Raw genomic sequence first — 13,385 nt, forward strand, 5'->3', positions numbered from 1 at the left:
TCCTAAAGGCTAAGGGCTAACGGCTCTCACTGGAGCGCCGCCAGCATATCGCTGAGGAGCTCGCGGCATTCGCTGTCCGAAAGCTCATCGATATTGGTCTTTTCAAGCATTTCCAGTGCCGCCTCACGTCCCAGACTGCCGAAGCTTATCTGTCCCGAATCCTCGCGGACGGCCACAGGACGCTCAGCCGCGTGAGCTCTTTCCATTTCTTCAAGGAGCTCCCTTGCACGTGCGACTACCTTTGCAGGAAGTCCTGCCAGCTTGGCTACGTCAACACCGTAGCTCTCATCTACGCCGCCGCGGACTATTTTTCGCAGGAAACGGATAGTTCCGCCGTGCTTGTTAACGGCTATGCTGTAGTTCTTAACTCCCTCCAGCTCGTTCTCGAGACCTATGAGCTCGTGATAGTGTGTGGCAAAAAGGGTCTTGCAGCCCAGCTTCTTTGAGCTGCATATGTACTCCGCAACAGCACGGGCTATGCTCACGCCGTCAAAGGTGGAGGTTCCGCGTCCCACTTCGTCAAGGATCACAAGGCTGTTGGGGGTCGCATTCCTGAGTATGTCCGAGACCTCGCTCATTTCTACCATGAATGTGGACTGTCCTGCCGTAAGGTCGTCGGAGGCTCCCACACGGGTGAATATCTTGTCCACTACGGATATTTTAGCACTGTCCGCAGGCACGAAGCTGCCTATCTGAGCCATGAGGACTATGAGCGCCGCCTGTCTCATATAGGTGGACTTACCTGACATATTGGGACCCGTGATTATTGACATACGGTCAGCCTTGTTGTCGATATGGAGGTCGTTGGGCACGAACATCTCGTCTGTGAGCATGAGCTCCACAACAGGGTGACGTCCCGCCTTTATATCTATCGAGCCGTCAATGGTGATATCGGGCTTTACGTACTGATTCCGCAGAGCTACGTCCGCAAAAGAGCAGAGCACGTCCACGGCCGCAACTGCTGAGGCTGTTTTCTGTACGGCTTCAAGCTTTGTGGCAAGGAAGTCGCGCACCTCGGAGAATATATCCGCTTCAAGTGAGAGAGCCTTGTCCTTTGCGCCGAGTATGGCGTTTTCAGCGTTTTTGAGCTCCTCCGTTATGAAGCGCTCCGCATTGGCAAGGGTCTGCTTGCGTATCCAGCCCTCGGGGATAAGGTCATAGTAGGAGCGCGTTACCTCAAGATAGTAGCCGAAGACGCGGTTGTAGCCTATTTTCAGGCTCTTTATGCCTGTAGCCTCCTTTTCGCGCTGCTCTATCTCATCTATTATGCCCTTTCCGTTGTTCATTATATGACGGAGGTCGTCAAGCTCCTTATTGAAGCCCTCTTTTATGACTCCACCGTCCTTTACCGATATGGGAGGCTCGTCCATAATTGCGTTCTCAACAAGGTTCACAAGCTCGTCAAGTGTGGATATCTCGCTGTTGTATCGTGCAAGGAGCTTCGAGTCGGACAGCTTTTCCAGCTCCTGCTTTATGAGGGGCAGCTGCATGGCGGTTGCCGAAAGCGATTTTAAGTCGCGGGGATTTGCGCTCTTGTACATGACCTTCGTCATAAGGCGCTCCAGGTCGTAAACTCTGTCAAGAAGAGCCGAAAGGTCCGTGAGGACTACGCTCTTGCGGTAGAGAGCCTCCACTGCATCAAGACGCTCGATTATCCTTGCAGGGCTCTTAAGGGGCTGCTCTATCCAGTTTTTCAGGAGCCTGCGTCCCATTGAGGTCTTTGTGGAGTCAAGCACCCACAGGAGAGAGCCCTTTTTCTCCTTGCTGCGGAGAGTTTCCGTGAGCTCGAGGTTTCGCCTTGCATTGAGGTCGAGACCCATGAATGAATCGCCGCTGAGAAGCTCTATTGCAGTAAATCTCGACACAGAGGACTTCTGCGTGTCGTTGATGTAGTCGAAAAGTCCGCATACAGCCGCGCAGTCGGCTCCGTCCTCGCTTATCCCGAGCTCTGTGACGGACTTCACATTGAATACGGCTGCCGCCATATCCCTGCGTGCCGAGGGCGTGAAGCATATTGTATCGCGGAGAGTCACCGCGCATGAAAGACGTACCTTTACGAACTCCGCCGCCGCTTTCAGCGAAAGGAAGTTCTGAGGGAAGATTATCTCCGCAGGACGGCAGCGGGAGAGCTCGTTGATGACGCCTGCCTCCAAGTCCTTGCCCCCGAAAAAGCTGAGTGCAGCCTCACCTGTGGAAATATCGGCAGAAGCCACGCCGCAGGTCTTGTTCTCCTCGTCGTAATAGATACTGCATATGTAGTTGTTGCTGCCGTCGTCGAGCATACTGCTCTCCGTCAGCGTACCCGGAGTTACCACGCGGATAACGTCGCGGACTACTATACCCTTGGTCTCGGCAGGGTCGGTGAGCTGCTCGCAGACAGCCACCTTGAAGCCCATGTCTATGAGCCTTTTTATGTACATATCCGCCGCATGATAGGGAACTCCGCACATGGGAGCCCTCTCCTCGAGTCCGCAGTCCCTGCCCGTCAGGGTCAGCTCGAGAGCCTTCGACACCTCGATGGCGTCATCGAAGAACATCTCGTAGAAGTCGCCGAGACGGAAGAACAGGACGCAGTCCCTGTACTTGTCCTTGACCTCGAAGTACTGCTGCATCATGGGGGATATTTTACTTCTGTCGATTTCCATTGGCTTTGCTCCTTTACTCAGCTTTACGGATCATCAGTGACAGCCGCCGCAGGTAGCGCAGCTTCCTGTACAGCCTGCCTCGGGTATCTGACAGGTTTCGGGGTCCTCGCCGTTGGCGCACATACTGATTATCTGCTGCATATTCGATACAAGCTTTTCGAGAGCCTGCTGTGCTCCCGAATACACTATCATTTTCGGGTTCTTCATGACCTTCTGATAAACTGCTTTCAGCTCGGAGTCAAGAGCCTTGATGTTGTCGGAATCGGGCTCCTCCGAGCTCATTGCCGTTCCGAGGTTGATACGGAGATCCTCAAAGTGAGCGATGTCCTCCTGGAGCTCCTGATCCTCGTCGTTAGCCTGCTTTGCAAGCATATACGCAATGTACCTGTCATCCTGCTGAAGAGCCTTTCCAAGCTCTCTTGTCATTTCCATAATATCCATTTCTATCTTCTCCTTTATTTTTTACTCAGCCTATATAATCGAGATAAAGTCCGTCATATTCCTCGGGACTGCCGTCTCCGTGATATACCCACGACTTGATATCGCCGTCAAGAAGGAATTTGTGAGCCGATACGAAATCCATATATCTTATGCCCTTTTCATCAAGAACAGTGTCATATGACGGAGTCTGCTCGTCAAGGCTGAAATCATAGCTGTCCTTTGATACCAATGTGCCGTTTTCCCATTCGTAATAAATAATGCTTGCCGCGCCCATGTGTCCCCAGAGGAGAACAAAGTTCCCCGTATTCTCGTCGTAGCAGAAGGAAGTGTGTCCGCCGCCGAAAACTCCGAGGTCTTTCAGCTCACATTCCTCGTCGTATCTGTATATGTGTATCTGATAATCAGCCTCACAGGAGCCGTATTTCAGAAGCAGCTCTGGTATTCCGTCTGCGTCAAGGTCGCGGAATGCATATTCTATGCTTGCCATGCCGTCATGTTCATTTTCAGTCTGCTCAAAAACGCTGCGTATCTTCTCCTTATATACAGCAGGGTACATATCCATGCGGCTTCCCGCAGACACATTTTCTTCGTGAGTAGTTACCTCTGTTTCAGCCTCTGCTGCTTCTGTAGTCTCGGCAGCAATTTCGGTTGTTGTCTCTGCTGTTTCCGTTGCAGCCTCTTCTGTCACTGCTGCCGTTGTATTTGCAGCAGTTGTGGTATTATTGCTGCTGTTTCCGCTGTTTACCGTATTTCCGCAGCCTGCCAGAACTAAGGCTGAAAAACATACTATTGCAATGAGCTTTTTCATTTTACTGCGTTCCTTTCTGCTATCCTTCCTGTAACTGCCCAGTTCATCGCGCCTGTTATCTCAACGTTCACGAACTGCCCTATAAGTGAACTGTCTCCCTCGAATTCCACTATTATGAACTCGCTGCTCTTTCCGGTCAGCCAGCCCTCCTTTTTCTTTGATACATCGTCCACGAGGACTCGCATGGTCCTGCCGATGAATCGCTTGTAATGCTCAGTGGATATCTCACGCTGAACTTCGAGGAGCTCCCTCATGCGCCTGCCCTTTTCCTCCTCGGAGGTGCTGTCGGGCATTTCCGCCGCTTTTGTTCCCGAGCGCTTTGAGTAGATGAAAGAGTAGATGTTGTCGTACTTCACCTTTTTCATTACGTCAAGGGTCGCACGGAAGTCCCCGTCGGTCTCATCGGGAAATCCAACGATAAGGTCGGTGGTAAGGGAAAAATCAGGGTCACGGCTGCGGATATATTCAACTATTTTCAGGTAGTCATCAATGGTGTACCGTCGGTTCATACGGGCAAGCACGTCCGTGCTGCCGCTCTGTACGGGCAGATGAAGATGCTTTGCCACCTTTTCGCAGTCGAATATGGCGTCTATGAGTTCCCCTGAAGCATCCTTCGGGTGCGAGGACATGAAACGTATCCAGAAATCACCGTCTATACCGTTCAGCTCCCTGAGAAGCCGTGGAAAGTTCATTTCGCCGCCCAGGTCCTTGCCATAGGAGTTTACATTCTGTCCGAGGAGCATTATCTCCTTGTAGCCCTCGCTCACAAGCTGCCTTACCTCGGCGATTATATCACCTGGTCGGCGGCTGCGCTCACGGCCGCGGACATAGGGCACTATGCAGTAGGTACAGAAGTTGTTGCAGCCGAACATTATGGGCACTGACGCTTTGAAGCTGCTGCTCCTCACCTGTTCCGCGGCTTCCGAGAAGTCGTCGTACTCCTTGATATCTGCCGAAAAAGCCGCTCCCCTGAGAGTATCGAGGATAAGCTCCGGCAGGGCGCTGAGTGCGGAAGTTCCCACAACGAAATCCACCTGAGGGTAGGACTTCTTTATCTTCTCCGCCACATGGCTCTGAGCCGTCATACAGCCTGCAATGCCGATCATCAGCGACGGTTTCAGCTCCTTGAGCTTCTTCATGCTGCCGACTATGCCGAAAACACGGTCCTCGGCATTCTCACGGACCGCACAGGTGTTGAGTATTATAAGGTCGGCTTCCTGCTCGACCTCCGTAAAGGAGTAGCCCATTTTTTTCAGCAGACCCTGTATCTTCTCGCCGTCCGAGACATTCAGCTGACAGCCGAAGCTCCTCACATAGGCTTTTCGCGGGCTGCTGCCCAGCAAGCCGTTTATTTCGCTTATCACTGCGGTGTTGTCCTTCAATTCGCAGAACCTCGCCTTCCAAAAATCCTGTAATAAATAATTATACCATATTATATGTCATAATGCAAGTGCGGATTTGCCGAACGCAACAAACCGGCTTTTTTCCGCATATGAGAGAAATTTTTTTCTTTTTTTCGATTTTTCAATCCATTTTTAAGTTTTTTGTGGTATAATATATAGTGTAGGAGTATAATAAAATACACCGTGGAAAGGAGTCTGAAACATGAAAAAAAACAGAAAGGCAGCTGCTCTGCTGTTTTCGGCATTTTTTGCGGCTCTCGCACTGTTCTCATGCAACGAAAAGCAGGAACAGACTGCCGCAGGAGAGCTCAAAGTCACTTTCTTTGACGTCGGAAAGGCCGACGCAATACTGCTCCAGTCCGAGAATGCAAACGTGGTCATCGACTGCGGCGAAAAGGGTGACGGAAAAAAGATCAGCAAGCTCCTTGAGGAGAATGAATGCGACACCATAGATTACCTCATCATAACCCATTTCGACAAGGATCACGTTGGCGGAGCTGCAAAGCTCATACGCAGCTTCGATATAAAGAACGTCCTCACCCCAAACTACGACGGAACTGTTGAGGAATATGACAAATATGTCGGCGCTCTTGCGGAAAAGTCCATTACTCCGATGAAGCTGACCGAGGACGTCTCATTCGCACTTGACGGTATCGACTACACGGTCTATGCGCCGAAAAGGGACTTTTACGGTAATAATGACAGCGATGAGAACAACTTCTCTCTCGTTACAAAGGTCGTACATAACAAAAACACTCTCCTCTTCACAGGCGACGCTATGGAGGAGAGACTTGAAGAAATAATGGACATCGGCGAGTGTACCCTGCTGAAAGTCCCTTATCACGGCAGAAAGCTGGACAATCTCTCCGATTTTCTGAGCGCAGTAAAGCCGAAATGCGCCGTTGTATGCACCTCGTCAAGCGAATTTTCGGGGAAAGTGCAGGACGCCCTCAAAAAGACGGGAGCAGCTACTTATGCTACCTGCTTTAACGGCGATATCACAGCAGTCAGTGACGGCAAGCAGATAAAAATAAGCACTGAAACAGGCTCTTCATTGTAATATATCACAAAAAAGCGGCGTTATAACCGCTTTTTTTGTTATTATTTATTGACATCCTGATTGGTAAATGTTATAATTTCAATATACTATATTTGATTTGATATATATATTACATTTTAATCAGGGGTGGAAAATATGAACAAACAGGAAAAACGTATCAGGACGAGCAAACGTAATTTCATCATAGCACTCGCTTTGCTTCTACTTACGAACATTCTTATGGCTATGGCGCTGACAACCATGGCTAAAAAGACTCTCCGCGAGCAGATCGACCAACGAATGCTGGATATCGCCAATACTGCGGCGTATATGATAAACGGCGACGAGATAAAGAATCTGCAGAAGGAGGACGCAGGCACCGAGCCTTACCAAAGGGCTCTCGAAACACTCAGAGCTTTTCAGGACAACATAAATCTGGACTATATCTACGGTATCAGGCAGATGCCAGACGGTTCCTTCACATTTACCATAGACCCTGCCGTTGAGGATCCGGGCGAATTCGGCTCTCCCATTGTTTCCACAGAAGCTCTCAGAAGCGCTGCAAAAGGTATTGCTGCCGTTGACAAAGAGGCATACAAAGACGAATGGGGACGCTTTTACTCGGCATACAGTCCTGTTTTCGACTCCGAGCACAAGGTCGCAGGTATAGTTGCCGTAGACTTTAATGCTAAGTGGTACGACGGAAAGCTCAACAACCACAAGGCAATATCTGTCGTTATCCTTATGGCAGCTCTTACCGTAGGTATCGTGCTAACATTTATCATCACGTCTCAGAACAGAAAGCGTTTCGCAGCTATGATTAAAGAAATCGACCAGCTCGATGCCGCTACGGACAAAATTAATGACAGTATCCTGAAAACCTCTATCAAAAAGCTCGACTTTCTCCCGAACAGTGAAAGTTCTCTGCTGAAAACACTTGCAGACGGCGAAGAGAACAAGCAGTCGTCGATCCATGACGAATATGAGGAAGTAACATCGAACCTGCATTCAGTATGCAAAAAGCTCAACAAATATATTAAATTCATTGATTCCAATATGTACAAGGACGAGCTGACAAACACTCTGAACAAGGCAGCCTATAAGAACGCGATACAAGCTCTCGACGAAGATATCAAAACGAATAACCCATTATTCTCCGTAGCTTTCTTTGACCTTATCGGCCTTAACCGCATCAATGCCCATTATGGCTTTGAAGCCGGTGACGAGCTGATGTTCCACTCTGCAAGGATACTGAAAAAGGTATTCGGAAACGATAATGTCTATCGTGTTGCAGGTGACGAGTTTATCGCCATAATGAAGGACAAGGGTATTCTCGACATGGAGGAGCTGTTCGCCCAGCTCGACAAGGAACTGAAAGAATTCAACAACATTAAGAAGATCGCACACGAGCTTGGAATATCAAAGGGTTCAAACACCTACAAGCCCGCAGAACATGATAATTACCGTCATGTATTCATGGTCGCACGCGAGAACATGAAGAAAGAAAAGGCTCTTTATTATCAGAGTCTGCAAAATTAATATCAGGACAGCGCGCCTCAGGTGCGCTGTTTTTACTGCAGTCGGCAGCAAGTGCATCGTTTTACGATTTTCATAGCGTATTTTAGCAATTCTAACTGTTGATTTTTTCATTGCAATGTGTTATAATAGATTGTAAGTGTGCATTTTTGACAGTTGACAGGTACTGTCCGCACAAATAATTATTATGAAAAGAGGAAAACAAATGCCTGCAAATATCGTAGTCGGAACTCAATGGGGAGACGAAGGAAAAGGCAAGATCATAGACATCCTTGCTTCCCGTGCAGATGTTGTTGTCCGTTCACAGGGCGGAAACAATGCGGGTCACACAGTCGTAAACAACGGTGAGGTATACAAGCTCCACCTCGTACCATCGGGTATCCTTTACTCGAACGCTCTCAACCTTATCGGTGCAGGTGTGGTTCTTGACCCCAAGGACTTCATCGGCGAGCTTGACAACCTCGAGTCAAGAGGTATCAAGACTATCGGTCACCTCAAGGTAGACCCACGCGCTCAGATCGTTATGCCGTGGCATATCGCTCTCGACGGTCTTTCTGAGGCTTTCCGCGGCGGCAAGGACATCGGTACTACAAAAAGAGGCATAGGACCTACATATATGGACAAATACGAGCGCTGCGGAATCCGTATGTACGACCTCGTTCACCCCGAGGTCCTCGCAGAGAAGATACAGTCCACAGGCAAGCTCAAGAACGAAATAATCACAAAGGTATACGGCGGTGAGGCTTTCGACCTTGACGCTGTTACCAAAGAGTACACAGAGTACGGCAAGAGGCTCCTCCCCTACATGGACGACGTTTCCGTACTTACATTCGAGGCTCACAAGGCAGGCAAGACCATAATGTTCGAGGGCGCACAGGCTACTCTCCTCGACATCGACTTCGGTACATACCCGTATGTTACCTCCTCTCACCCCCTCTCAGCAGGCGTATGCGTAGGTACAGGCGTAGGTCCCAAGGTCATCACCAACATCATCGGCGTTGCCAAGGCTTATACCACACGTGTGGGCAAGGGACCTTTCCCGACAGAGCTCGATGACGCTACAGGCGATCAGATCAGAAACGTCGGCGGCGAGTTCGGTACTACCACAGGCAGACCGAGAAGAACAGGCTGGTTCGACGCTGTTATCGTTCGTCACTCAGTAAGAGTAAACGGTCTTGACAGCCTTGCTATCAACAAGCTGGACACTCTCGCAAATATCGACACACTCAAGATGTGCGTGGCTTACAAAAAGCCCGACGGCAGCGTTATCAAGGAGTTCCCTCCCACACTTGAGGAACTCGAGGGCTGCGAGCCTATATATGAGGAGTTCCCCGGATTTACCGAGGATATCTCAAAGTGCAGGAGCTTCGACGAGCTTCCTGCCAACTGCAAGAGCTATATAGCACGCCTTGAAGAACTGGTAGGCTGCCATGTAAGTATGGTAGGTATCGGTCCTGACAGGGCTCAGATCCTTGAAAGATAAAAAATATATGCGATCAGCCGCTTCGGCGGCTGTTTGCTTATAAGTTAATGTGTATGCCATGAACTTTGTTCAGGCGGCACAGTTCCATATGATATGGAGGTCAAAGCAATGAAAAAACTGAAAAATGTACTTACTATAGCCGCAGCTGCCGCAATATGCATGAGCCCTTCAGCAAGTGTATATGCCGCTGCAAATTCCGAAATACCGTCAAAAACAACTGTATCTGCCGACACCTTTTCAATATCTTACAACGAAAACGCTCCGCGTTTCGCCGACATTGACAAAGCTACTGAGTATGTAAAAACTCAGCTCATGCAGCGCAATGAGAAATTTGACCTTATACTCACGGACTGGACTCCCGAAGAGGGCAGCGACGACAGCGCCTTTGACGTCATAAACAAAAATGTTGCGCGCCTGTCCGACGATCCGTCCGAGGGTATGTACCTTTATATGTGCTCGACAAACTCGGCAGGCTGCATATACTCCGATGACGGTGAGTATGTATACTATTCCGTCAAGTACAACACCACTGCCGAACAGGAAAAGGAAGTCACCGGGGCTGTGAACAAGCTCAGGGAAACTCCGGAGTTCAAAGCTGCTATGGAGTCAGACGCATATGACAGGATAAAATGGGCTTATGATACTGTTATCGCAGGCATGAGTCTCAACGATGACCTTACAGCTCCCGAATACAGCTCCGCTTACAGCGCTCTCATAGGCAAAAGCGCCAATGAGACAGGTCAGATACACCTTCTGGTAAGACTTCTCCAGGAAGTCGGCTTCCAGCCCACGCTTTACATATCTAACCTCAAAAGTATCACAAATGACAGCGCAGATTACCATACTCTCTGTCTCGTTGAGGTCGATGAGATATTCTATTTCCTCGACCCTGTGTGGGAGTACAGAATGGGCGGCGGCAAGCACCGCTTCTTCATGAAGGGCTATTCCGACCTTGACAATGAGAACGAGGGCAAGGAGGATTTCACCCATGTCCACCTCTTTCAGATATTCAATATCCCCATAGAGGACCTTCTTGACGGAACTGTAGTTGCAAAAAACTTCTATATAAGAAGCTGTGAGGACGGCGACGTAAATAACGACGGAGGAATAAACGCCGTTGACGCTTCACTTATTTTAAGGGAATACGCCCTGCTTTCAAGCGGCAAATCCAAAAGCTTTTCGGCTGCTCAGAAAAAAGCCGCCGATATCGACGAAAACGGTATCACCGACGCTGTGGATTCTTCCCTTACCCTTTCCTATTATGCCTACGTTTCCACTCTTGAAAACGGAAGTACGGCTAAGAGCATAAAGGAATTCATTAAAAAATAATATTTCCCGTGCAAAGGGGGTATCAGTATGAAACTGCCCATAAAACTTACCGCATTACTTTCGGCGTTTGTGCTTGCTGCCACAGCCGCTCCGGGCAGCGCAGCAGCAGTACAGATGTCAGCACCCGAAATATCGCAGACCTACGTTCTCGAATCCGAGGACGAGGCTGTTTTGCAGATAAGACAGTGCCTCAAGGAACATATCGGGGATTTCACGGTAACCGTTCCCGACAACGGCTCTTCACGAGAAGAAATGAGCTATCAGCTGCTCTACAAAGCCTTTGACGAAACAGGAAAGGGCGACGAGGGCGACTACCTGAGATTTGCCGTTAAAGGCTTCAGATGCGCTATCGCAAAAGTGAGCGGCACTCTGAAATTCACGTACAATGTCGGCTATTACACCACGGCCGAGGAGGAAGCAGCTCTTACCTCAAAGCTCGGCGAGGTAATGGACGAGAACCGCTTCGCAGGCATTGCAGGAGATTTCAACAAAATAAGGAGCATATACTATTTCGTTACCTCCTCCGTGACCTACGCCGAGGACGAGAACGACCCGTATGCATATACCGCATATAACGCCCTTTTCAACGGTACTGCCGTATGTCAGGGAGTTACTCAGCTCCTGTACCGTATGTTCAATGACTGCGGTATCTCCTGCCGTATCATTGCAGGCCTGTCCCGTGACAGCAGCACCATGAAGGAAGGACATCATGTGTGGCTCATTGTCAAGCTTGAGGGGCAGTATTACTACCTCGACCCCACATGGGACATGAAGTTCCAGGGACGCTCCTATTACTACTTCCTGAAGGGCACGGACGATTTTGATTCGGCTACTCCCTCGCTCCTGCACATCGCAACCAGTGAGGATCAGAAGACCTTCCCCGACTATCAGTCAGAGGAGTTCAGGAACGCTTACCCTATAGCAAAGACTGCTTACCCTATACCGAAATACAGCTACGGCGATATCAACGGCGACAAGATAATCGACGCTATAGATTCCTCCCTTATCCTTGCGGAGTATGCACGGCTTTCAAGCGGCGGAATGAGCTCGTTCAGCCAGTCACAGGCGTCCTGTGCCGATATCGACCACAGCGGCGTTGTGGACGCTGTTGACGCTTCATTAGTACTGTTATATTATGCAAAGGTCTCAAACGGTGCAGAAATAACTCTGTCCGACCTTATAAAAAAATAATTGACCGAGGTGTTGAATATGTATGATGAAAAGAATTTAGCAGGCGGCATTCCCGAAGAGATAAACTATTCTCCCGAAAACGAGAAAAAGGGCGCTCCCACAGGAGTTTCCGCACCTGTTCTCGACGACTTCGGGTATGTTGCTCCTTCCGATAAGAAGAACGGTCCCACAGGAGTAGCCGCTCCCGTACTTGACGATATGTCAGCATATACTCAGAGCACTGAGAAAAAAGGCGCTCCTACGGGAGTTTCCGCACCGGTTCTTGACGACGCAGTACAGTATTCACAGGCTTACGAGAAAAAAGGAGCTCCTACAGGTGTGACAGCACCCGTGCTCGACGACGGAGCCCCCTATATACACGAAAAGCTGGTAATGACCGATCAGGACGTAATAAACGGTCTCACCCCCGAGCTCAGGGCGCGTTTTGATTCTCTCCCTGCCGACAAGCAGCAGCAGATAATCGACATGAGAAGAACTCAGCTCGGCGCAGTTGCTCCCCCTGTGGAGGTACAGGCTCCCATACTGGACGAGGACAATTACACTCCTCCCCCGAAAAAGGAAGAGCCTAAGCAGCCCGAGGCTCCCATAACGGCTCCGAAACTCGACGACGAGCCCGAGCCCCCGAAGTATCAGCCGAAATACGTTGACGAGGATCTTGAAAGAGCAAAGGCTGAGGCTTCAAAAAACGCTGTATCCGCACAGCTCGTTTCCGAGCAGAAGGACTCAAAGGCAAGTCTGCAGATGATGCTCGAACTCAAGGAACAGGCTCGTCAGCAGCAGGCAGAAAAAGGCTTCAAGATAACGGCTGTACTTGCCGTACTCGGTATCGTGGCAGCCATACTGTTCTATATACTCTATTCCGGCGCAGGAATGTTCGCCTATAAGGGCGAGCTTGGCGGTATCAAGGAGACCGTTCAGCAGTCGGCAATATATATATCAGCTCTGGTGGGTATTCTCTCCGTTTCACTTATCGCAGGCATAGGCGGACTGAAAACTCTGACTTCTGTGGTAATGCTCCTTTTCGGCATAGTGCAGATAGTTCCCGGTATTATGATGATACCCCAGCACAAAGGCGCAATGCCGCTGGTGATACTCTTCTACGCTGTTCCTCTTGCAATTTCGTGGGCGATTTTTTTCCTCCTCGCAGGAAGCGAAAGCGTCGGACTGTTTTTCAGCAGAAAAAAAGAGTAAAAACTCAATTCAGTCTTTCAAAAAATATGTTAATTAAGGAGACACCCTCACTTGCAGGGCGTCTCTTCTTCACCCACAAGGGCTTTCTGCCCTTGACCTGACCAAAGGGTTGTGAACCCTTTGAAATTCCTTCCATGGATAAAGATTCTTTTGAGACAAACCAAAGGGCGGATATTTCCGCCCTTTTAATTACTGCTCTTCCTTTTTTATGCCGAATATTACTCTCAGGAGCCCTGATATGAACTTAGGGCTCTTTATGACTACTATCTTCATATGTACTCACCCCTTTGATGATATATTACATTATATTCATCAAAGG

At 49.4% G+C, this 13,385-nt stretch carries 11 protein-coding genes; 6 read left to right on the forward strand and 5 right to left on the reverse strand.

Annotated features, from left to right (window positions below; translation table 11 throughout):
* Positions 1-26: 26 nt before the first annotated feature.
* The 4 genes from mutS to miaB are packed head-to-tail and all read right to left on the reverse strand — an operon-like array spanning position 27 to position 5,276.
* The gene (gene mutS, locus IKW96_RS14350) at positions 27-2,645 is read right to left on the reverse strand and encodes a DNA mismatch repair protein MutS (protein ID WP_296576464.1); all 2,619 of its coding nucleotides are present in this window, start codon (positions 2,643-2,645) and stop codon (positions 27-29) included.
* A gap of 33 nt (positions 2,646-2,678) precedes the next feature.
* The gene (locus IKW96_RS14355; protein ID WP_296576465.1) at positions 2,679-3,086 is read right to left on the reverse strand and encodes a YlbF family regulator; all 408 of its coding nucleotides are present in this window, start codon (positions 3,084-3,086) and stop codon (positions 2,679-2,681) included.
* A 25-nt stretch (positions 3,087-3,111) separates the two neighbouring features.
* Complete coding sequence (locus IKW96_RS14360; RefSeq protein ID WP_296576467.1) at positions 3,112-3,894, reverse strand: hypothetical protein; 783 nt, start codon at positions 3,892-3,894, stop codon at positions 3,112-3,114.
* Positions 3,891-5,276: a tRNA (N6-isopentenyl adenosine(37)-C2)-methylthiotransferase MiaB gene (miaB, locus tag IKW96_RS14365; RefSeq protein ID WP_296576471.1), complete on the reverse strand. Its 1,386-nt coding sequence runs from the start codon at positions 5,274-5,276 to the stop codon at positions 3,891-3,893. The genes IKW96_RS14360 and miaB overlap by 4 nt, the downstream gene beginning before the upstream one ends.
* A gap of 223 nt (positions 5,277-5,499) precedes the next feature.
* On the opposite strand from miaB, the gene IKW96_RS14370 reads away from it, so the two are divergent.
* From IKW96_RS14370 to IKW96_RS14395, 6 genes are all read left to right on the forward strand, one after another.
* Positions 5,500-6,357 (forward strand): ComEC/Rec2 family competence protein, encoded by an 858-nt coding sequence (locus tag IKW96_RS14370; RefSeq protein ID WP_296576473.1) that lies wholly within the window; start codon positions 5,500-5,502, stop codon positions 6,355-6,357.
* 135 nt (positions 6,358-6,492) lie between these two features.
* Positions 6,493-7,875: a GGDEF domain-containing protein gene (locus IKW96_RS14375; protein ID WP_296576475.1), complete on the forward strand. Its 1,383-nt coding sequence runs from the start codon at positions 6,493-6,495 to the stop codon at positions 7,873-7,875.
* 202 nt (positions 7,876-8,077) lie between these two features.
* On the forward strand, positions 8,078-9,355 hold the full coding sequence (locus IKW96_RS14380) for an adenylosuccinate synthase (RefSeq protein ID WP_296576476.1): 1,278 nt from the start codon (positions 8,078-8,080) through the stop codon (positions 9,353-9,355).
* Between the two features lie 108 nt (positions 9,356-9,463).
* Positions 9,464-10,684 carry a dockerin type I domain-containing protein gene (locus tag IKW96_RS14385; protein WP_296576478.1) on the forward strand — a complete coding sequence of 407 codons (1,221 nt, stop codon included), beginning with the start codon at positions 9,464-9,466 and terminating at the stop codon, positions 10,682-10,684.
* Between the two features lie 27 nt (positions 10,685-10,711).
* Positions 10,712-11,875 carry a transglutaminase domain-containing protein gene (locus IKW96_RS14390; RefSeq protein ID WP_296576480.1) on the forward strand — a complete coding sequence of 388 codons (1,164 nt, stop codon included), beginning with the start codon at positions 10,712-10,714 and terminating at the stop codon, positions 11,873-11,875.
* 18 nt (positions 11,876-11,893) lie between these two features.
* Positions 11,894-13,066, forward strand: coding sequence for an ABC transporter permease (locus IKW96_RS14395; RefSeq protein WP_296576482.1), 1,173 nt, complete (start codon positions 11,894-11,896; stop codon positions 13,064-13,066).
* A 189-nt stretch (positions 13,067-13,255) separates the two neighbouring features.
* Here IKW96_RS14395 and spoVM read toward each other — a convergent pair whose 3' ends face one another.
* Positions 13,256-13,339, reverse strand: a complete 84-nt coding sequence (spoVM, locus tag IKW96_RS14855) for a stage V sporulation protein SpoVM (protein ID WP_365685986.1) — start codon at positions 13,337-13,339, stop codon at positions 13,256-13,258.
* Positions 13,340-13,385 lie beyond the last annotated feature (46 nt).

This window comes from Ruminococcus sp., assembly GCF_017549005.1.
Lineage (GTDB): Bacteria > Bacillota > Clostridia > Oscillospirales > Ruminococcaceae > Ruminococcus.